This is a genomic window from Chryseobacterium sp. MA9, from assembly GCF_024399315.1.
GTDB lineage: Bacteria > Bacteroidota > Bacteroidia > Flavobacteriales > Weeksellaceae > Chryseobacterium.
The window spans coordinates 2,531,324-2,552,074 of the sequence record NZ_CP075170.1 but is presented as its reverse complement, the minus strand read 5'-3'; the positions used below and the strand labels follow the sequence as shown (position 1 = coordinate 2,552,074).

Annotated in this window: 18 protein-coding genes and 1 tRNA gene; 1 reads left to right on the top strand and 18 read right to left on the bottom strand. The window is 34.5% G+C overall.

Annotated elements, in window-relative coordinates; all coding sequences use genetic code 11:
* Window positions 1-82: 82 nt before the first annotated feature.
* The 8 genes from KIK00_RS11610 to KIK00_RS11575 all read right to left on the bottom strand — a co-directional run bounded on the left by KIK00_RS11610 (window position 83) and on the right by KIK00_RS11575 (window position 9,379).
* Complete coding sequence (locus KIK00_RS11610; RefSeq protein WP_255812573.1) at window positions 83-2,905, bottom strand: aminopeptidase; 2,823 nt, start codon at window positions 2,903-2,905, stop codon at window positions 83-85.
* 53 nt (window positions 2,906-2,958) lie between these two features.
* Entirely contained in the window at window positions 2,959-4,338 is a 1,380-nt protein-coding gene (gene pyrF / locus KIK00_RS11605) for an orotidine-5'-phosphate decarboxylase (RefSeq protein WP_255812572.1), read from the bottom strand.
* A gap of 121 nt (window positions 4,339-4,459) precedes the next feature.
* Window positions 4,460-4,801 (bottom strand): YkvA family protein, encoded by a 342-nt coding sequence (locus KIK00_RS11600; protein ID WP_255812571.1) that lies wholly within the window; start codon window positions 4,799-4,801, stop codon window positions 4,460-4,462.
* Between the two features lie 83 nt (window positions 4,802-4,884).
* Window positions 4,885-5,424: a TlpA disulfide reductase family protein gene (locus tag KIK00_RS11595; RefSeq protein WP_255812570.1), complete on the bottom strand. Its 540-nt coding sequence runs from the start codon at window positions 5,422-5,424 to the stop codon at window positions 4,885-4,887.
* 9 nt (window positions 5,425-5,433) lie between these two features.
* Window positions 5,434-5,997 (bottom strand): thioredoxin family protein, encoded by a 564-nt coding sequence (locus KIK00_RS11590; protein ID WP_255812568.1) that lies wholly within the window; start codon window positions 5,995-5,997, stop codon window positions 5,434-5,436.
* A gap of 17 nt (window positions 5,998-6,014) precedes the next feature.
* Window positions 6,015-7,085, bottom strand: a complete 1,071-nt coding sequence (aroC, locus tag KIK00_RS11585; RefSeq protein WP_047379028.1) for a chorismate synthase — start codon at window positions 7,083-7,085, stop codon at window positions 6,015-6,017.
* Between the two features lie 50 nt (window positions 7,086-7,135).
* Window positions 7,136-8,770, bottom strand: a complete 1,635-nt coding sequence (locus KIK00_RS11580; RefSeq protein ID WP_255812567.1) for a hypothetical protein — start codon at window positions 8,768-8,770, stop codon at window positions 7,136-7,138.
* Window positions 8,771-8,824: 54 nt separating this feature from the next.
* A complete protein-coding gene (locus KIK00_RS11575; protein ID WP_255812566.1) occupies window positions 8,825-9,379 on the bottom strand; it encodes a YMGG-like glycine zipper-containing protein in 555 nt (184 codons plus the stop codon).
* Between the two features lie 345 nt (window positions 9,380-9,724).
* Between KIK00_RS11575 and KIK00_RS11570 the strand changes: the two genes are divergently transcribed.
* Window positions 9,725-10,165 carry a hypothetical protein gene (locus KIK00_RS11570; RefSeq protein WP_255812565.1) on the top strand — a complete coding sequence of 147 codons (441 nt, stop codon included), beginning with the start codon at window positions 9,725-9,727 and terminating at the stop codon, window positions 10,163-10,165.
* 466 nt (window positions 10,166-10,631) lie between these two features.
* Here KIK00_RS11570 and KIK00_RS11565 read toward each other — a convergent pair whose 3' ends face one another.
* The 10 genes from KIK00_RS11565 to thrA all read right to left on the bottom strand — a co-directional run bounded on the left by KIK00_RS11565 (window position 10,632) and on the right by thrA (window position 20,506).
* Entirely contained in the window at window positions 10,632-11,465 is an 834-nt protein-coding gene (locus tag KIK00_RS11565; protein ID WP_255812564.1) for a glycosyltransferase, read from the bottom strand.
* A gap of 429 nt (window positions 11,466-11,894) precedes the next feature.
* Window positions 11,895-12,122, bottom strand: a complete 228-nt coding sequence (locus tag KIK00_RS11560) for a glutathione synthase (protein ID WP_255812563.1) — start codon at window positions 12,120-12,122, stop codon at window positions 11,895-11,897.
* Window positions 12,123-12,745: 623 nt separating this feature from the next.
* Complete coding sequence (locus KIK00_RS11555) at window positions 12,746-13,015, bottom strand: hypothetical protein (protein ID WP_255812562.1); 270 nt, start codon at window positions 13,013-13,015, stop codon at window positions 12,746-12,748.
* Window positions 13,016-13,372: 357 nt separating this feature from the next.
* Window positions 13,373-13,443, bottom strand: a tRNA-Cys gene (locus tag KIK00_RS11550).
* A 58-nt stretch (window positions 13,444-13,501) separates the two neighbouring features.
* A complete protein-coding gene (locus KIK00_RS11545) occupies window positions 13,502-13,999 on the bottom strand; it encodes an RDD family protein (protein ID WP_255812561.1) in 498 nt (165 codons plus the stop codon).
* A gap of 31 nt (window positions 14,000-14,030) precedes the next feature.
* Window positions 14,031-15,395: a DUF4403 family protein gene (locus KIK00_RS11540; protein WP_255812560.1), complete on the bottom strand. Its 1,365-nt coding sequence runs from the start codon at window positions 15,393-15,395 to the stop codon at window positions 14,031-14,033.
* Window positions 15,396-15,429: 34 nt separating this feature from the next.
* Entirely contained in the window at window positions 15,430-15,798 is a 369-nt protein-coding gene (gene folB / locus KIK00_RS11535) for a dihydroneopterin aldolase (RefSeq protein WP_255812559.1), read from the bottom strand.
* A gap of 4 nt (window positions 15,799-15,802) precedes the next feature.
* A complete protein-coding gene (gene thrC / locus KIK00_RS11530; protein ID WP_255812558.1) occupies window positions 15,803-17,107 on the bottom strand; it encodes a threonine synthase in 1,305 nt (434 codons plus the stop codon).
* A gap of 15 nt (window positions 17,108-17,122) precedes the next feature.
* Window positions 17,123-18,049 (bottom strand): homoserine kinase, encoded by a 927-nt coding sequence (locus tag KIK00_RS11525; RefSeq protein WP_255812557.1) that lies wholly within the window; start codon window positions 18,047-18,049, stop codon window positions 17,123-17,125.
* Window positions 18,050-18,058: 9 nt separating this feature from the next.
* Entirely contained in the window at window positions 18,059-20,506 is a 2,448-nt protein-coding gene (thrA, locus tag KIK00_RS11520) for a bifunctional aspartate kinase/homoserine dehydrogenase I (RefSeq protein WP_255812556.1), read from the bottom strand.
* Between the last annotated feature and the right edge of the window lie 245 nt (window positions 20,507-20,751).

Below are 20,751 nucleotides of genomic sequence, written 5' to 3'. Positions count from 1 at the left end.
TTCACAAGCTGTTCTTTTATTTTATAAGAGGTGTTATCCGTTGAGATTTAATCCACAAAGATATCCACAATAATTTTTACTATTAATACCAACCTCTTCTTGCAGCATTGATAATGGAACCAAGATTAAGAATCAGTGTATATCTGATACGCTTTCCATAATCTTTAAATGAGGGTTCAAAACCTAAAGAAGACTGTATCGGGAAATAAACTTCCAGGAAATCCGGGATGATTCTTACTTTAACTCCGGTATCCCATATGAATTTGGCAGGAAGATCCTTGTTTTTATAAACCCCGGCATCAGCATATACATGGAATATTTTCCAGACGCTTGAATCTACATTGGCGGAAGTGATCCATTGGTTTACCGTTCCCGGAAGAAAAGATTTAAAACCACCGTCAGCTAATATAAACTGCTGCGAAAGAAGACCGCTGCTGGCACTTTCTCCTAAAAGGTTATAAGAGAATGAATAATTGGAAACTCTGGAAATTCCATAGTCGAAAAGATTATTTCTTGTGTTGTTTCTTAAAAAATATCCGGCAAATAAACGTAAACTCAACTTTTGTTTAGGGGCAAATTCCCATCTGTAGAAACCTTCAGCTGTTATTTTATTAAAGTCTTCCATTCCCTGCGTGCTCAGACTAAAACTTTTTTCATGGATCATCTGGCTGTCACTATAACCATACCCGATACTCCAGAGATTGTATTTGCTGTAGTCGTTATTGGCAATCATTTTAGGGCTCAGGTCTCTTTCAAAATAATTATAGGAAACTCCAATGCTTCTGCTTACTGTACTTCTGGGATTTTTTCTGAAGTTGATAGAGGAAGCTATTGAACTCTTTCTGTAAGCTAATCCATAATCGTAATGGAAATAAGAACCGGAAACTCCAAAGGTTAAGCTTCGGATAATACTTTCGGCAGGCAGAATAGAATAGGAAACAGCTCCCGAACCGGTCAGTTTTCCTGTTCCGGTACTGTAGGTTGGTGTGACTGAATACAGAAATTTCTGATCAAATAAAGATTGGTTTTTTAAGTTAATTCCCAAAAGAAATTTATCATACGTATTGTTGAAACGTACTCTTGGGGTGATGTAGATTTCGTTGTATTCCGGATTTGGAATATCTTTTATTAATTTAAGTTTAATTTTTTTTGCATTAGAAAATATTCCTTTTGCATATAGAAAGTTATCTCTGTAATTCGATTCAGGGAAGGTGTAGCCGCTATTTAATGTGACTTTATAGATGTTATCCGAAGCAGGAAGTGACAGATTGGTAGTGCGCTCATTTTCTTCAGTATCTATCCAATACACCTTTTTTTCTCCTTCTTTGGTCTCGGTTTCCAGCTTTACAGGAATGGAAATATCTGTATTTTTTGTAATCTTTATCTCTAGGGAATCGTTGGCTTTCTTAATGTTTTTTAATTTGAAATCAACCCTGTTTTTCTGTTTTAAAAAGTTTGAGAGATAAGCTGCTGATTTATTTTTCTCAGAAAGGGAAGTCAGGAAATCTTCAGGATTAATTTTTTTTCCGGTATTCTGAGAGATATAATTTTTTATAATATCATTGAAGCTGTCGTACCCCATTTTATCCGCCGAATAATTAAAAAGACTTCCGGTTTCAAAACTACTGACAGCCATGTCATTGAAATTACTTAAAACAGGGAAGTGCTCATCAATTTTCTGATCAAGATTTTGCAGCATGATATACTGATAGGAAAGTCCGTAACGATCCAGAAGTTTTACTTTGGATGCATGGAAGAATTTTAAAGGCTTAATCCCGAATACTCTGGTCTCAGGAAGCGTGCCTAAGAGTTTGGTGTCAGCATAGAATTTTTTCAGATACTGAATTTCCAGATAGGATTTTAAACCGTTTTTAAACCAATGATCTTTTTCTTTATCAGCAATAACGTTCTCATCAAGAATTTTCTTGGTAATGATTCCAAAATAATCCAGATCTGTCTTTTCAGCATTGGTAAATAACTGAAATTTGAATTTCCAGAAAGTAATGTCATTATTTCCGAAAAAGTCTTCCTTAGCTCTGAATTTATCTGAAATAAAAATACTTTTCGGAAGAATTCCGATTCTTTCTTTCAGAAACTTTAATTGTAAAGGAAGATAAAACTCCAGATTTTGTTTTTCTTCTGGTTTCAGATTATAACCGAACTTAATTTCGGTTTCAGCGCCGTCAATATTGGTTTTTATTGAAGGATAGCCAGTTGGCGAAATCAAAAACTCAGGATCCGAATCCAGGTATCCCTTGAATGAGTTCATCTGAACCTGTGGGAGATTACCTTCCACAAAATTATTTACAGGGATATCAAAGTTTACGGTCCAGAAAGTATTGAAACTTACCGGTTCTTCAATATCGTGGTAGTTTCTTTTGGAAATATTGTCCGGATCAAAATGATCCGGAACAATAAAGAAATATTTTAATACTGTATTCTGAGCGGATGTTCCATATCCCGTAAAGGTTTTATCGGGAAGCTGCATTTTGTATTGCAACTGTAAAGTAACGCTTTCGCCAGGTTTTAATACATTTTTCAGAGGAATAAAAAGATTTTCATCTGAGATTGTAGTAACAGGAATAACTTCATTTTCAGAATTCTTAACATTCAGTTCAAGAAGTTTACCCAATTGATCACTTTTCGCAAAATGCAAATCAGTATTTCGGTCTTCCAGTTTTCTGTAGACTAAAGAAGTTCCGCGTCTATTGTAGGCGGAAACCCAATTCAGGAGTTTTATGGTCTGCAGGTCTTTTTCAGAATGATTGTAGTAAACAATTTCCTGACTAATCTCAAGATTTTTTTTGTCAGGAGACAGTTTAGCTTCAATATAGATACTGTCTTTCTGTGCAGAAACCTGTGCGACTCCCCAGAACAAAATAAGGCAAATGCTGATCTTTTTCAAATATTCGTGATAAAGGTCAAATATAACTTATTTTGTATATACTTTATAGGATTTTAACCCTGAATTACTTTTTTTTCCAAAGAATTAATATACGCGTTCCAACCTTCTGTCTTATAAGTAATCGCAGATGCTTCAGGATTATCAGATTTGTAGATTCCTCTTCCTACAATGATAAAATCTGTATGTAGCGTTTTGAAAACATGTTCCGGTGTATTGTACTGTTGTCCTTTACCATCTCCGGAATCTGCAAGATTTACACCTGGAGTGAATAATAAAAGGTCTTCCGGAATTTTGTTCTGAGATACACCACCAATTACATTAGGATGAGATAAAGCTACTTTTAAAGCTTCTTCACGATAGCTTGCAGAAGTCAGAGCTCCTTTAGAAGACATTCCTACAATAGCTACTACTCCTACATTATGAAAGCAGTCTAATGATTCAAAACCTCCGATAACCTGAGACGTTACGAAATCTGCCCAATTTGTAATTTTGAAAACTCCGCTTGTGAACTGAAGTTCCTGCGTATTTCCAATGTCAGCAAATTTTCTGTCCTCCATTAATAAAAACTGATGTTTTGTAGCGATGGCTTTTAAAGGAGTGATTGTTTTTTCGTAATCGAAATCAGAAATAATATCAATATGCGTTTTTAAAGCAATAATGTGAGGTCCTACTTTTTCAGCAAGCTCCAGTAACTCCTGAGTAGTGGTAACATCTGCAGAAGCAATAAGGTTTGATTTTTTTGCTAAAGCTGTTTCCAGTAATTTTTTTGAAACTGAATGTTGTGTAGTCTGAAGTTTCTGCTCATAAGAAGATCTGGTTTCCTCTTCAAACTGAATATGATTCCCCTGAAGAAAGTCCTGAATTCTTTTTACTTCTTCATCTGACAATTCACCAGTTTCCTGAAGAATATTACATACTTCCGAAATATTGAAAAGAGTGTGTACTCTGTATCCTTTGCTTTCCAATAGCTGTTTTCCACCTTGCTCTCTGTCCAGTACCACTACAATATCAGAAACTTTAAGGTCTTCCTGTTCTATTTCAGGAATGGTTTCTAACAAAGATTTACCTGATGTGATTACATCTTCTACCAAAAGACAGTTTTGTCCTTTCTGATAAATTCCTTCAATCAGTTTTTTCGTTCCGTAGCTTTTAGCCTCTTTTCTTTTAATAATTAATGGAATGTAGCTTTCCAGAGACATTGCAGTCGCCATAGGAAGAGCAGCATAGGGAACTCCACAGATTAAATCAAAATTATCCAATGGAAGCATTTCCAATAAATAATTAGCAAGATTTTTCAAAATTTTAGGATCTGAAGCCAAAGGTCTCAGGTCTACATAAAAAGGACTTTCAATACCACTTTTTAAGGTAAACCTACCAAATTTGATGATGCCTAGTTTGTAGCACTCTAAGAAGAATTCTTTTTTACTTTCCATTATTTTTTATTAGATATTGCAAATTTAAGCAATTGAAATAAGGCTTAAAAATTTATCAGTCATTTGTAAATAAAAAACCACCCCGGATTGACCGGGATGGTGTGAAAAATATAATAAACTATTATTTTACGATTTCAGCATCAATCACTTGAGCGCCTCTGTATTTTTGTTCGGCTTCCCATAATAAAAATTTATCCACCTCTTTGATGAGTTTAGGAATGGTGAGTGACAACACTGCCAGATCATCCATGACTCCAAGTACCGGTATAACAAATTCAGGAAGCAGGTCAATAGGAGAGAGTACATATAAAATTCCCAATAAAGGAAGAATGATGTCTATGGATCTCATAGGATAGGCTCCTTTTCTCCACATTTTGACCATTCTGAAAATATCAGGGATCTTTTTTATAAAGCCCTTATGATTGATGGCTTCTTTTGCAAGATTTAATTTTGAATATTTCATTTTGTGTTTGGATTTAATAAATTTTTCAACGCTATAAATTTCACAAATCCTGTACCAACAAATTATAAAATTTAGTTAAAATATTATTTGATAATATTATCAATGAATTGATGCACAGTCTCTGTGTTCCAGTCTTTTGTAGCATCCTCTTTAATAAGGATTCTTCCGTGCTTATCCAGTAGGAAAGTGGTGGGAAATACCTTTGGAAGAATTTTCTCAGAAATTGGGCTTTGAGCAATATATACAGGAACGGTATAGTTATTTTCTTTCAAAAACTTTCTTACATCCTCTTCCTTATCATTCATTGCGATCAATACAAAATCTACATGATCTTTTCTGGTATCATACAGTTTCTGAATAGAAGGCCATTCTTTTCTGCAAGGCGGGCACCAGGTTCCCCAGAAGTTCAGGAAAATACCTTTGTCCTTAAAATTTTTAAGGTTGGTACTTGGAGCATTGATTCCTTTAAGTTCTATATCGTAATCTTCTTCACTGATATGTACAGCATTTTCAATGGTTGCAACAGGGAAAAATGTATCCTTTAGAAAATTTCTTATTCCCGGTACAAACGCAACAACACCAATGATGGCAATAATTACAAGATAAATGATACTTTTTTTCATATCTCTTTTTTATAGAAGATCTAAAATTTCCTGAACAGCATCTTTTCCTCTGTTCTTAGCATAATATATCTGCAGATCATTGTAGAACATATCTTTTGGATACGCTTCAGGATCAGCCTTATATTTCATCAACAGCTCATATCCATATTTAGGACGAGGGCCCCATGAATTTTTTACATTCAGGTCTTTATCAAGAATAAGTACCTTAGGAATAGATTCCGTGCCATTGGTCAAAAATTGATTGATTAAGCTTTTGTCGCTGTCTCTAAGAAAAATTCTTACCTCATTCTTCCCTTCAAAAAATCTGAATAATGCAGGAACTGTTGCGCTTGCATCACCACACCAAGCCTCAGAAATGATTAAAATCTTTCCGTCAAAGTTTTTTGTGGCAAGTTCTTTCAGCTGATCTTCATCCGGGATGTATTTTTTTACCGTTCGGTCCATTCTCTGAAGACCCAGCTCATAATATTGTTTATATTCAGCTTCCTGTTGGTTGGCAGGATTTTCTAATCTTTCTTTTGCAATCTGAAGATATTCCTCAAAAGAAATTCCTTTATCCCAGTAATTTTTCATTACCAAAAATATTTATGTTAAAAATTATTGATATTTCTTGTTTTGTTGATCAAAAACAGATCCGCCAATACAAATGCAGCAAGACTTTCCACTACAGGAACCGCTCTTGGAACTACACAAGGATCGTGACGCCCTTTTCCTTCTACGATTACAGGATTTCCGTCTTTATCAATACTGTCCTGAGGTCTCAGAATAGTTGCTACAGGTTTGAATGCTACACGGAAATAGATATCCATTCCGTTGGAAATTCCACCCTGGATACCTCCTGAAAGGTTCGATTTTGTAGTAAAATCTGTATTGAAAGCATCATTGTGCTCTTTTCCCGTCATTTTGGCTCCGCAGAAACCGCTTCCATATTCAAAACCTTTGCAGGCATTAATGTTCAGCATTGCTTTTGCCAGTTCAGCCTGAAGTTTTGAGAAAATAGGCTCACCAATTCCTACGGGAACATTTTTAATCACACAAGTGATAGTTCCTCCAATGGTATTACCCTCTTTTTTGATCTCCTTGATTCTTGAAATCATCTTTTCAGCAGTTTCAGCATCAGGACAACGGACGTCATTGCTTTCTGTTTGGGAAAAGTCTAATGCCTGATAAGGTTTTTCACAGAAAATATCACCTACAGAAGAAACGTAAGCATTGATCTCAATGTTTGGTAAAAGCTGCTTGGCAAGTGCCCCGGCAACTACCCAGTTCATGGTTTCTCTTGCTGAAGATTTTCCGCCGCCACGATGGTCTCTGAAACCAAATTTCTGATCATAGGTGAAATCAGCATGGCTTGGACGATAGGCCCCTGCGATATGATCATAATCTTTCGATTTCTGATTTTCGTTTTCAATGATAAAACCAATTGGGGTACCTGTTGTTTTTCCATCAAAGATTCCTGAAAGAAACTTTACTGTGTCACTTTCTTTTCTTTGAGTAACAATTGCTGACTGGCCAGGTTTTCTTCGGTTCAGTTCGTATTGAACCTTATCGAGATCTACCGTTAAACCTGCCGGAAAATTATTGATGATACCGCCATAAGCCACTCCGTGACTTTCTCCAAATGTTGTAAGACTAAGAAGATTACCTAATGTGTTGAACATATTACAAAATTACCTTTTTTTCTTCAGATAATAAAGTTTCTGGATTTGTTCTATTTATCAGTGTTTTTGATATTATTGATAACCTTTTGGGCTTCCTTTTTTTCTTCTGAAGTCATTTTTTTCCAGATGAATCCTTTTTTGAGATCATTTTTGTCCGAAAGTTGAGGGAAAATACCTGCTTTTACATCATCAAAAATATAAAATGGGGTAACGGCAGGAAGAGGAGTATCAAAACTGTAAGGGTAATTGTGTGAAACATTAAATTTAAAATTCCCGATTTTAAATGTATTAAACTGATGGTATTCGTAGGTTGAGGGCTTATAAAGCTGCTCTTTTTCAAATCCTGTCATAAAGCTTCCCACTCTGAAGCTCGGAATATATTTTTGAATCAATACTGGAAAAGATAAGATTGAAATGAAAAATAAGCTTAAAACTGAAAAAACAATAATGGATTTCTTCTGATTAAAATATTCATGAAACAGGACAAAGAATACCACGAAAAAAACATCTATAAAAAATCTGTATTGAGCCGAAAATGCAAGGATCAATATACTTTTTATCAACAGAGAAATACAGATCAGGGTGATGAGTTTCTTCTTTTTTATCCAGGCAAATACAGAGAAAATAATTAAGCTCAGGACAAAAAGAATATTAATTTTTGATTTTATTCCTTCAAGAGAGAACCAGTTTTTAATATGATCTGCTGTTGAAAATTTTTGAATTTCTTCATATGTATACTGCATATCATAGGTCTTCATGATGGCAAATTGGGATGAGATTTTTAGCACTTCCGGATTGGGTTTCCATGATACTCCCAGATCACCTATTGCTACAGGGAAAACAGGAAAACCAAATGTCCATAGATTTTTAATAAAAAAAAGGATGAGAATCAGAATTCCTAAAAGCAATGGTTTGAAATTGTTTTTGAAAATAAAAACAGAACTTGAGAATACTAATATGGGCAGCCATATCATAGTAGGTTTTATAGCAAAAACAAAAACTGAAAAGGCAAAAAGAAGAGTTGTATTTCTGTTTCCTGCTATCATTTCATTTAAGATGATCAATGAAAAAATAATGACAGGAAGATCCGGGCTTGGAGACTGTGAAAACAATAATAAGACCGGCAGGAAACAAAGGTGTATCCAGTTTTTTCTTTCGATGATATAAATGGTGTAAATAATCAGTAATACAGCATTGATTCTTAAAAACGGATCAGAAAAATTGGAAAACCCAGCCTGAAAAATATGCCAGACAGACATTTGCCCCAGTGTAAGATCTACATTTGAAATTCCCTTTACCAGTCCATATTCTTTAAGCCATTGAAGAGTGGGGATGTAATATCCGAAATGATCCAATATATAAGGATAATAAGAACCCGCGAGTATGATAATAAGAGTTGCAGCACTCAATAATATAAAATCTTTCTTTGAAAACTGATAGAACTCCTGGTAGATCCTGGTTTTAAAGAAAAAGAATAATCCCAATAGTATCGAAGCTGCTTCTACATAAATATTTAAAGGACTAAAAAAAGAAAGAAGTGTCCATATCAGGCTTATTCCCAGAATTCCGGATAGAATTTTTCCTGAGATTCCCTGAAATAAAATCCCTGATACATTTTCAATGATTTTTCCCCAACCCATTAAGACAGGAATGATGAAAATTGAAGAGAACAGAATCAATAGCATAAAAAAAGATTGCTTAAAAATAAGCAATCTTTATATTTATTGTAAAAATATTTATTAACGGGGTTGTACCCTTCCGTCTTTTCTATCTTGTGATCTCCCAATGGTATATCCTGTAGCACCACCTACAACACCACCAATTACAGCTCCTAGTCCTCTGTTTTTCTTAGCGATCAGGGCTCCGGCTGCGGCTCCACCTACAGTACCAATGACGGTTCCCTTAGCAGCTTTGCTCCATCCTTTTTTCTGAGTAGTCCCCTGTGAAGTTCCACTTCCGTTATTGGCATAACTTCCGTTGCTGCTTCCTGATGAACCGGAATTTGAATTTCTGTCTCTATATATTGTTCGTGTTTCTCTAATTACTTGTGGTCTTGAATTATTTTCAGCAGCAGCTCTTGCTTTTTTGGTTTCAGATATACTGTCTGCTTTTTTCTGAGCTTCATAGACCAGTTTTTCTTTTTCAATAGCGAGCTTTTGTTTTTCTATTTCAAGTTGTCTGGCCTGAAATTCAAGTTTCTGTACTTCCAGTGACTTCTCTGCAGTTCTGTCATCTTTCTTGCAGGCCGTCATCAAAAGGACGGATAAAAAACCTGCTAATACTATCTTTCTCATAATTCAAATTTTAATAAGGTAAAGCCAAAACGACTTTGATGTAATTATATTTTCAATTATGAAGCCAAAATTTAGTTAATAAGTGTTAAAATTGATGCCGGAAAAGTGAATTAATTTTAAATACTGCTCACTTTTGTATTATTGATGGGGATTTTATGCGCTTAGTATTGAAATTTGATTTTATGTTAAAAAATTCTTCAGAAAAGGAAAATTGATTCTTTAAGTAAATTTATCATTAGAATTTCAGGTTGTTCCGGAATTTGTATTTGTAAATTTTAATTCATTGATAGTTGTTACTCAATTCATATAAGTTAGTTACTTTTGAGTACCAAATTACTTTTTAATATGAAAAAATCAATTTTTACAGTATCAGCATGTATCGGACTGCTGGCTGTTGTAACATCCTTTTCTCCTAACGAAATAGTAGAGAATAGCAAAAAGCGTTCAGAAATAGCTGATACCACACCACAGACTCAGACTTATAAGATCCGTTATGGTCTTCTTTCAAAAAATGGAGCAAAAATTCTTTCCGGAAATTATGATGTAGGAAGTTTTCTTGCTGAAAACATGGTTACTGGAGAAGTGTATGATACCTATTACAGTGGTGGATTTCAGTCGGTACCACAATATTATGACGGTCTTCCGGCAGGAACTTATACTTTTTCTGCTATGCAGGGACAAGGTGGCTGGGTAGGTTATGGAACGGTAGTTGCTACGGTTTCAGACGCACAGGTAGATTCTGATGGATATATTACAGTGTATATTCCAATCATTTGGGAGGAGTAGGTATTGTGAGCAAAAAAATATTTAACTAAATTTACCCTTTACGAAGATGAGTTTTTTTTAATCATTAAATAATTATTTGCATTTTTTATTTTGTTTATATTGAACAAAAACTAACGAGTTGCTGTAATTATATAAATTTATTTCATCTTCAGGATTTGATTCTTATAGAAAGTATTCCTTCTCTGTTTTATGTTGTATTATATTTTTCTGCTAAAAGGAATGTAGTAATAACAATTGCATTGAATGATTCTAAGATATTCTGTTTGGATTTTTCCAAATAGATTTTTTTCATCATTTGTGTTTTTTAGGCCTCCACTAGGAGGCCATTTCTATTTGTTCAGTTTTATCAAAGCTCTATGATTCTGCTCATATAATAATTGGAAGGGAGATGGTATCTTTGGGTATAAGAACATTTTCATTCCATATTTTATCAAATAGACTCCTCGAAACGAAGAGTCTTTTGTTTTTATATATTATCTAAGGTGACTTTTATTTTACTGATTAATCGGTGCACTTTTTTAGTCTGATAGCTAAGGAGGTCATAAATTTCCTGCGAATTGGTGAAAACGTCAGGAACAGTCTGATTGTTGATGGTTTTGATTCCCCGTCTTTTCATTGTATCATGTATCACTCTGGCAAAAGATTCTTTTGCGCTTTGCTTCGCTTTATTCTGGGAAATTCCATCGGAGTGCAGCCTGTAAAAATATAAAGGTTCTCTGATGAATTTCGCTTCTCCCTGTTCTAATATTTTTAAATACAGATCCTGATCTACTGCACTTTTCAAATTAGGATTAATTCCTGTTGTTCTAAAGTAAGTTTCTTTTTTAAATACAAAGAAGTGAGCAAACTGAATTGGGCAGTTGAAAAAATGACGGTTATTGTAAATCTGCTTGGTACCGGCATATACTCTTTCAGGGGTGAGGCTTTCATCACATAGCATCATTTGGGAATAAACGGCAGCAAGATCATCTCTGTCAACGAATTCCTGAGCTGTTTTTTCCAGTGCTTCCGGATAAAGTGCATCATCAGGATCTAAATACGCACATAAGTTTCCCTGAGCATATTTCATACAGGCTGCTTTTGTAAAGCCACAACCTTTATTCATTGCATTATGATAGAGTTTGAAGCGGGAATCATCCTGGATAAGAGACTGTATGATCTCTACTGAATCATCTGTAGAGGCGTCGTCAACAATAATCACCTCCCAATTTCCATAGGTTTGGCTGATTAATGACTCATAGCATTCCTTAAAATACTTTCCATTATTATAGTTTGCTATAAGTATAGAAAAATTTATCACGATTTTTTGAATTAATAAGACGAAATTACAACATAATATATGTGAAAAACATAACCTCAATCATAAAGTATCCGATATTTTTTATTATATTCTGAAAATATATAAGAGTGAATTATATTTTAAATGCTGTTTGTCAGTGAACTGGCTTTGAAATATTTTAGAATGGCTGGAAAAATAAGAATTGAAATATTATTTCTTTATTGTCTTTTTTTGAGAAATATTGTCTGGCAGCTGGATAGCTTAATATTTAAAAGAAATAATAATTTTATGATTGTACTCATAAAATAAAAAAAAAGACTGGTATATCTTTGATTAAGAATTAATAGATAAAATAATTTTTATCTCTGATATAAAATTTTTTTTCATCATTTGTGTTTTTTGAGGCCTCCATTTTTTGGGGGCTTTTTCATATAATAACCTCAAAATGTTTTAAAGATCAAAGAGTATTCTGCTGTCAAATGGGACATCCCAAATGATAAATACTTTGTCATCTGATTTTCGCAGTGGAGCTTGAATTATTTCATAGTCTCCTTTTTCGGTTAGTCTTTCTACAATGAGATCAGAACCTTTCCCGATTTCATTTACTTTATACTCCAACTGATATTCTTTTTCATTGCTTTTCGTGAAATCTTCTTTACTAAAAATTCTTTGTGCCATGATGATTTAAATTTATTGGATTGATTTATATGAAGAATAAATTATGCCAATTTGGTGTTGATTTAGTTTTTTTTTGATGGCTGACTGAATATTTAAAATTTTCATTTCCCAAATGTGAATTTTATTTTATCAAATTGTAAATTATTTTATTTTTAATATTTTTACCGACACGTTATATTTATTTTAATTAATTATAAATAATTATGAAGCGGTTTTTAAAACATCAATAAAATCGGTTTAAAATGCTGAAATTGTAAAATTGATACAGCCAGAGTAAATTGTTTTTTTTTCTCAAAATTGATATTCTTGGCACGATTTTTCAATATAGAAATGTAACTCATGTTTAATTTGAGTTTTCATGGTTATTAGTTTTTATCCTCGGAATTTCCGAGGATTTTTTTTGTTCTAATATATTGATGCAGCCAGCATGAGGTCAATCAGCCTTTATCTTTGAGTATGACAGTTTTCTACTTATCTTCCCTTTTTGCATTATCGGGCAAGTTTTTTTGCTCGCTTATAAATTAAAATAGAATGATTGTTTGAGGATGCATAATGGAATAATAGTGATGATAACTGTTTATGGATTTAAAATAAAAATCCCCGCCAAACAAGCAGGGATATTATTATGGTAAGTTGGATAAATTATCTAATTTGCTTTCTAAATCAAGTATCTGACCACTGTCATATTGGTCTTTTCTGTCGAGTAGATATCCTAAATAAATTATAATTGAGTCAATATGCCTTCTTGAAATAAAAACATTTTCTTTTTGAATTTCTTCTTCTATTTCTTCTACATATTCAATTTCTTCATCATCCGATCTGTCCTGTATTTCTTTTTCATATTGTATAGCAGCTTGTATCAGATTTTTTTCTTCAGGAGTAAATTGTATCATCAGTATTTGATTTTAGTTTTACTAATATACAATTATTTTAAAGTCTTATTTAAAAGCCGATTGAGACTATTGCTTTCTGGATTCTTTAATTCCTTTTTTAACTGCGCGTTTTATTAATTGATAAAAGCCGTAAATAGTACCGAAAATGATGAATAGTAATATAATTGCTGAAATTATAATATGTGTTGATGATAGTAATAAAAACATGGTTATTATTGGGATATATAATTTTCACAAATATAAAAATCTACATGCAATTTTATGTATATCTGTGAAAAGGAAAAAGTAAATATTTTTTTGATAATTTTCAGGGGGTGAAAAATAAAAAAACCTCTAAATTATTTAGAGGTTTTTCTGAGGTACCTAGCGGATTCGAACCGCTGTAGATGGTGTTGCAGACCACTGCCTAGCCGCTCGGCCAAAGTACCATTTTTACCATTTTTGAGGTGTGCAAATATAGTAAAATTTCTTTATGAACAAAAGTTTTTAAGCAATTTCTTTCTCTCCAAGAGCGTCGATTTCGCTTTTTGCTTGAATTTCAGCAATATAATTTTTGACATTAATTACTCTTGTATAGCTCCAGCTGTCGTGCCATCCATTTACCCCAAGAAATGACAGTCCATCAAAGGGAACAATTCTGGAAAGGCTTCTGTAAATAATTTGCTGAGTGGTTGGTTTCGTACCATCTGTACTGATTACTTTGGTTCCTGTAATATACTTTGCAACGGTTCTCCCATCTAAATAGTTTTCCATCAAAAAATAATAAAGACAATAATTGAAATTTCCAATAAAGAACTGCCATAATATATTTCCATTGCTATAGAAGTAGAAAAACTCAATTGAAGTGACTTCATAAAGGAAATTAGAAACAAGAGAGAGGAGATAATTGATAATATATAGTATTATAAGATCAAGAAAATTATTAGCAAGCCTGATCCATGATGAGGCTTTATTATATTCAACAACATTTAGAATTCTTTTCATGTGTAAGGTTATTAGTTTTTTATTTAAAGTTTTAAAATCCGTTGACAAGTAGTTTCAATGAAGCATTGGTATCAATCACAGCTGTAATTCCTGTATTGCTGAGTAGAATTTTGCTAGGCTTCAGATTGAAAACTTTTCCGTTCATCTTTAAACCTTTATAATATTCTTTGTTAAAGGCTTCTTCAATACTTTTTCGCGAAGTTTCTTCAAGTTCCTGAGTCGGAATACCATATTCCTCTTCAATCATTTTTACAATTTTCCCCTGGAATAGGAGCGAAGCCGTCTTCTGAAGAATATTGGTTGTTTTCAGTTTAAACTTGGTTTCTGATAAAACAATTTTTCTTTTTGCATCATCATACACCGGAATCCCGGAAATAATGGCCGTACCTTTTATATAACCATCGGTTTGAGCTTCAATAACCACTCTGTTATCAACACCATATACTCTGATGTCTGTCACTTTCACTTTAGAATCGCGGATATCAAACTCCTTATTCAGAAATGTTTTTCTGGCCATATTGCTTGCCTCTGTAAAAGGGATATTGGCTGTAGTCTGTAAAATAAACTTATCCGCAATAGTAGGAGTGGAATTGAAATTGGCAACACTGGTTACCGGTGAAGAAGCTGCCGGTTTATTTCCTGTGAAAGTTTCTGAATAAATATCAACACCAAGTGTAGCATTGATCTGGTTTCCATAAAATTTCAAAGGAGTAATATTGACTCCCACCGGGCTTACTTTCAGCCATGTATTATATTCTTCTGATATATTGAAAGGCTGCAGAAATGTATTCCAGGCCATTAAGGCATATTGCTGGAAATTCAGCTGTGTAGCCATTTGTTGATCTATAGTCTTGCAGAATTTTTCCTGCTGCTCTCTTAAGCTTTTTTCAACAATAGAGGTAATGGGAATCTGTATTCTTCCGTAATCTAGAACGGGTTTTGTTACCCACCTGAAGCCATTGGGCTGTGTATTGGTAGTAATGGTCCAGTTATTCTTAAAAGTAACGGTCGTATTGAATGACATTACAGTTTCGAAAGTAGTATTCTGATAAGTATATACTCCCAAAGTTCCGATTCCTTTTTCTGCCCATATTTTTAAAGGAACTTCAATCAGTAAATTTTGACTGGTTCCGCCAACAAGACGGATAGGTCTGGTTTTCCATACTTTTACTTTAAACTGATCATTGTTATTGTCAGTATAAGAGTCATCCTGATAAACAAGGTCTTTCACAGAAGCATTGATCATATTGCTCAGTTCAGAAAGAGGAATCGTCACAGGCATTGTAATACTGGATTTTATCTTTGGAAAATTATAGGCCGCCAGCTGATTATCAACACTGGTCTGACCAAAAGCGCTGATACCTGTTACTAAAAATAATATTTTAACGAATTTCAATTTGAATGTTTTTTAATGAACGAAAATAAGAATTTTAATTTTCCGGTTTAAAGCTCTTTTCCAGCTCAATGCTGGCACCTGTCATTTCTCCCTGCATAGGTGGAGCTGTTTTGGTGATTTTTAATTTAATATAATCAATCTGTGGAAAGCTGTTGTGAATTCTTGTGATGATTCTTCCGGCAACATGTTCCAGTAATTTGGATTTTATTTTCATTTCCTTATGAAGAATATCGTTGATGTCTGCATAGCTTATGGTGTCAAGCAAATCGTCAGATTCTGCTGCTTTCCACAGATCAGTATGAAGTTCTACATTCAGAATATAATACGTCCCGATAATATTTTCCTCAGGAAGTACACCATGGTACGCATATATTCGTACATCTTCAAGATATATTTTGCTCATTGCCTCATATTTTATGAAGCAAAAATCGTCTTAATTCTTCAAACTCTGAATTTATTTCTACAGTTTTTTTCTCCTTTTTCATGAGATGATTCAACGATTCAGGAATTTCAATCTGAGTATGAATGGCTTTTTCCACTGCATCTGGGAATTTTACCGGATGTGCAGTCCCCAGAATAAATCCTTTTTGACCAGGATTTTCTTGAAGATACTTTTCCATTGCAGCAAATGCAACAGCACTGTGGGGCTCCAGAACATATCCGTAATTCTTATGGACTTCTGTGATGGTATTCATTGTTTTGTCGTCATCAATGGAATACGCAGATATTTTATTCTTTAAAGCTTCAAACTGATGTCCGAAAAGTTCTAAAATCCTTACAAAATTGCTTGGATCTCCCACATCCATAGCATTAGATAAGGTAGCAACTGCTTTTTGCGGTTGGTAATTTTGGGTTTTAAAATAATCAGGAATTACCTGATTGGCATTACAGGCAGCAATAAAGTGGCTGGCAGGAAGACCTCTGAAATGAGCCAAAAGTCCGGCACAGATATTTCCGAAATTTCCACTCGGAACACAGATTACCGGTTGTTCATTATGATGTTGAATCCATTGTTTCAATGCTATTAAATAGTAAATCTGCTGGGGAAGCCATCTCGCAACATTGATAGAATTGGCTGAGGTCAGAAATAACTGACCATTGATTTCTTCATCTGAAAAAGCCTGTTTTACAAGGTTCTGGCAGTCGTCAAAACTGCCCTTTACCTCCAATGCGGAAATATTTTCTCCTAATGTGGTCAACTGTTTCTCCTGAACCGGGCTTACCCTGTTTTTAGGGTACAGAATTACTACATTAATTTGCGGAATTTTATAAAACCCATGGGCAACAGCGCCTCCGGTATCTCCGGAAGTGGCTACAAGAACAGTGACTTTCTTCTGCTGATCTTTCAGAAAATAGGACAGACAGCGGCTCATGAACCTCGCACCGATATCTTTAAAGGCAAGGGTAGGACCATGAAACAATTCCAATATGGAAATCTGTTCATTGATTTTTACCAGAGGGATTTCAAAACTGACGGTTTCAGCTACAATTTCCCTTAGTATCTCTGAAGGAATTTCATCTCCCACAAAATCTTTCATGCATTGGTACGCAATTTCTTCATGAGAATAATGATGAAGATTTTGAATAAATTCTTCATTAAGCTGTGGGATGTTTTCAGGGAAAAACAAGCCTTTCTCTTTTCCCTGACCTTTTATTGTTGCCTCTCTGAAATCATTTTTTTCCAGAGAATCTTTTAAGTTGTAATATTTCATTTCTGTTTTTTATAATTAAAATTCTTCAACGGTTTGAATTCCTGTTGGATTTATTTTTGAAACGTATATAAGATTTTCTATTTCAATTTCATCATACACAGATTTCATCATCTGAGCTATTTTTTCTGCCGTTTCTTTTTGTTCAGACAGCATAAAAATAGAAGGTCCTGAACCGGATATTCCTCCTCCCAAAGCACCTAATTGTAAGCTTTTTGCTTTGATTTCGTCAAATTTCGGAATCAGAATACTACGGATGGGTTCTATAATGACATCGTTAAGACTTCTGCCAATCAATGGAAAATCATTTTTCTGAATTCCTGCTACAAGGCCAGCTATATTTCCCCATTGTTCTACAGCACTTTTTAAACTAATATTTTTCTTTAAAATCTGTCTTGCATCTGAAGTTTTGACTTCCACCTGCGGATGTACTGCTGTTACAAATAAATCAGGACTGTTCAGCGGAATGATATCAATGGGATTGGTAGATTTTACCAGGGTAATTCCTCCATAGATACACGGAGCAATATTGTCTGCGTGACGTACTCCTGAAGCCAGCTCTTCTCCGAACATGGCAAAATAGACCATTTCTTCTTTTGATAATTTGTTTCCTAATAATATATTGGCTCCAAAGGCGGCTCCGGCGGCACTTGCCGCACTGGAGCCGAGCCCGCTTCCAGGTTTTATATGCTTACGGATAATCACTTCAAAGCCATTCTTCAGATTAAAATATTCCTGAATTTTTAATAGGACAACACCTGCAACATTTTTGGAAGCTTCTTCAGGAAGTCCAAAAGAGTCAATATGCTTTATAATGATTTCAGGAGTTTCCAGTAATTTAAATTCCATTTCATCATAGGGATCATGGACAGCCATTCCCAGAATGTCAAATCCGCAAACCAGATTGGCCACAGTAGCAGGGACTTTTAATTTTACTTTTTTCATAACTGTATTTTAAATAGAACGAATAATATCTGCAAAAACTCCGCTTGCTGTTACATCAGCTCCGGCCCCGGCTCCTTTTACGACCAAAGGCTGCTCGGAATATCTGAGGGTTTTAAAAATGACAATATTGTCTTTACCATAAAGATGAAACAGATCACTATCGGGAGCGATATGCTGTAAACCTACTTTTGCTTTTCCATCTTCAAATTTTGCAACGTATTTTAAAATTTTGCCTTCATTTTTAGCATTATTCAATAAGTTTTTAAAATGATCTTCATATGCTGTTAGCTTTTCATAAAAATCGCCAACGCTTCCCTGCATACATTCTTCAGGAAGAAAACCCATATTTTCAATTTCTTCAAATTGAAGTGGATATCCGGATTCTCTTGCCAGAATTAAAATTTTTCTTGCTACATCAGTTCCAGACAAATCGAGTCTTGGATCCGGTTCTGTATATCCTTCTTTCTGAGCCTGAGCTACTACTTCAGAGAATGTTCTGCTGCCATCATACTCATTAAAGACAAAATTCAGTGTTCCACTTAAAACGGCCTGAATGGATTGAATTTGATCTCCGCTTTTGATGAGGTCGTTGATGGTTCCTATCACTGGAAGTCCTGCTCCTACATTGGTTTCAAAATAGAAATTACAATTGTGATTCCTTGCTGCATTCTTTAAGGTTTTATACTTTTTAAAATCCGAAGAAGCCGCAATTTTATTACAAGCCACGATATTCACGCTTCTTTTTAATAAACTTTCATAAACTTCAGGTACATCAGGACTTGCAGTTACATCCACAAAAACAGAGTTTCTCAAGTTCCGGCGGATGATCTCTTCAGCAAATTCCCGTGCTGAAGATTTTTCTCCCTGCTGATTCCAGATAAGATAGTCTTCCTGTGATATTCCTTTATCTGAAAATATCATTTGACGGCTGTTGGAAATCCCTGCAATTCTCAGATTGATCAAGAAGTTTTCTTTTAAAAAAGCATTCTGGTCATAAATCTGTTGGATCAGTTTTGTTCCTACATTTCCGGTTCCACAGATATAGAGATGTATTTGCTTAATTTCAGATTCAAAAAATTCCTCGTGAAGTACATTTACTGCTTTTTTACTGTCCTTTTCCGAAATAACGATACTGATATTTCTTTCCGAAGATCCCTGCGCAATCGCTCTTATATTGATTCCGTTATTACCCAGACATCCAAACATTTTCGCGCTTACACCACTTCTGCTTTTCATACTTTCTCCAACTAAGGCTACAATAGAAAGTTCTGTTTCAATGTTTACAGGATATACTCTTTTCAGATTAATATCATCGGCAAAAGAAGAATTAATTGCATTTTCAGCGCGTAATGCTTCTTTCTCATCAATCGCAATGGTGATAGAATGTTCTGAAGATCCTTGGGTAATAAGGATTACATTTATTTTTTCATGACTTAAACATTGGAAAAGGTTTGCTGAAATCCCCGGAATTCCTACCATACCGCTTCCTTCCAATGTAAGCAGAGCAATATTATTCATATTTGAAATTCCTACTGCAATCTGCTTTTCGTTGTCTGAAGATTTCAGTTGGTGAGAAATTAAAGTTCCCTGTGCTTCAGGATCAAAAGTATTCTTGATGATCAGATCTATATTTTTTACCATGACAGGCTGAATGGAAGGCGGATAAAGCACTTTTGCCCCGAAATGAGAAAGTTCCATGGCTTCATGATAAGAAATTTCTGAAATAGGTTTCGCATTGGAAGCCAAACGTGGATCAGCAGTCATCATTCCGCTTACATCTGTCCAGATCTGGAGCTCTTCTGCATGAATAGAGGCTGCCACAATGGAGGCTGTGTAATCAGAACCGCCTCTTCCTAATGTTGTTGCGTTGTTTTTTTCATCATGGGCTACAAAACCCGGACCTATAATAATACGGCTCTGATTTTCATTCAGAAAATGAATAATATTCTTTTCGGTGGCAGCGAAATCTACTTTTGCGTTAGTGAAATTGCTGTCTGTTCTGATCAGTTCTGCGGAATTCATCCACACACAGTCTAGCCCTTCATGCTGAAGCCTTGCTGCAATAATTTTTGAAGACAGAAACTCTCCGTAAGAAGAAATTTTGTCTTTGATTCTGTTGGTAAGTTCACCAAGTACAGCGATTCCGTTGTAAAGATCTTCGATATCGTTAAAATATTTTTTAACAAAACTCAGCAGGGAACTTTGTTCTGTGATGGGGAAAAGATCTTTGACCAGACTGATATGTTTTTCTTCAAGATTCTGAATAATCTGAATATAATTTTCATCTTTAACGGAAGCATATTCTGCTGCTCTGATCAGTTGGTCAGTAACGCCATGAAGTGCTGATACAATAACAACTATTTTGCTTTTTAAAGATTCATCTTTTATGATTTTTTCTACCAAAAGGATATTTTGAGAGTGGGCGACTGATGTTCCGCCGAATTTTAAAACTTTCATCAATTATTTATTTGAAGTTGGATATAACGAAGTGGCTACTCTTTAAAAAAAGAGCACGGGTACCGGAAATAATATGTGAAAATTTACCCCGTTATGGGGTAGTTGTTGTAGTTGTGAATGTAGAAACAGAAGATATGCCTGAAATAGGTAATTTCAGGGCAGAAATATCAGATATGTTTCTTAATAAATTCATTGTAACAGAGCAAATGTACAATTTATTTTGAAACAGCCAAGCTTTTAACATA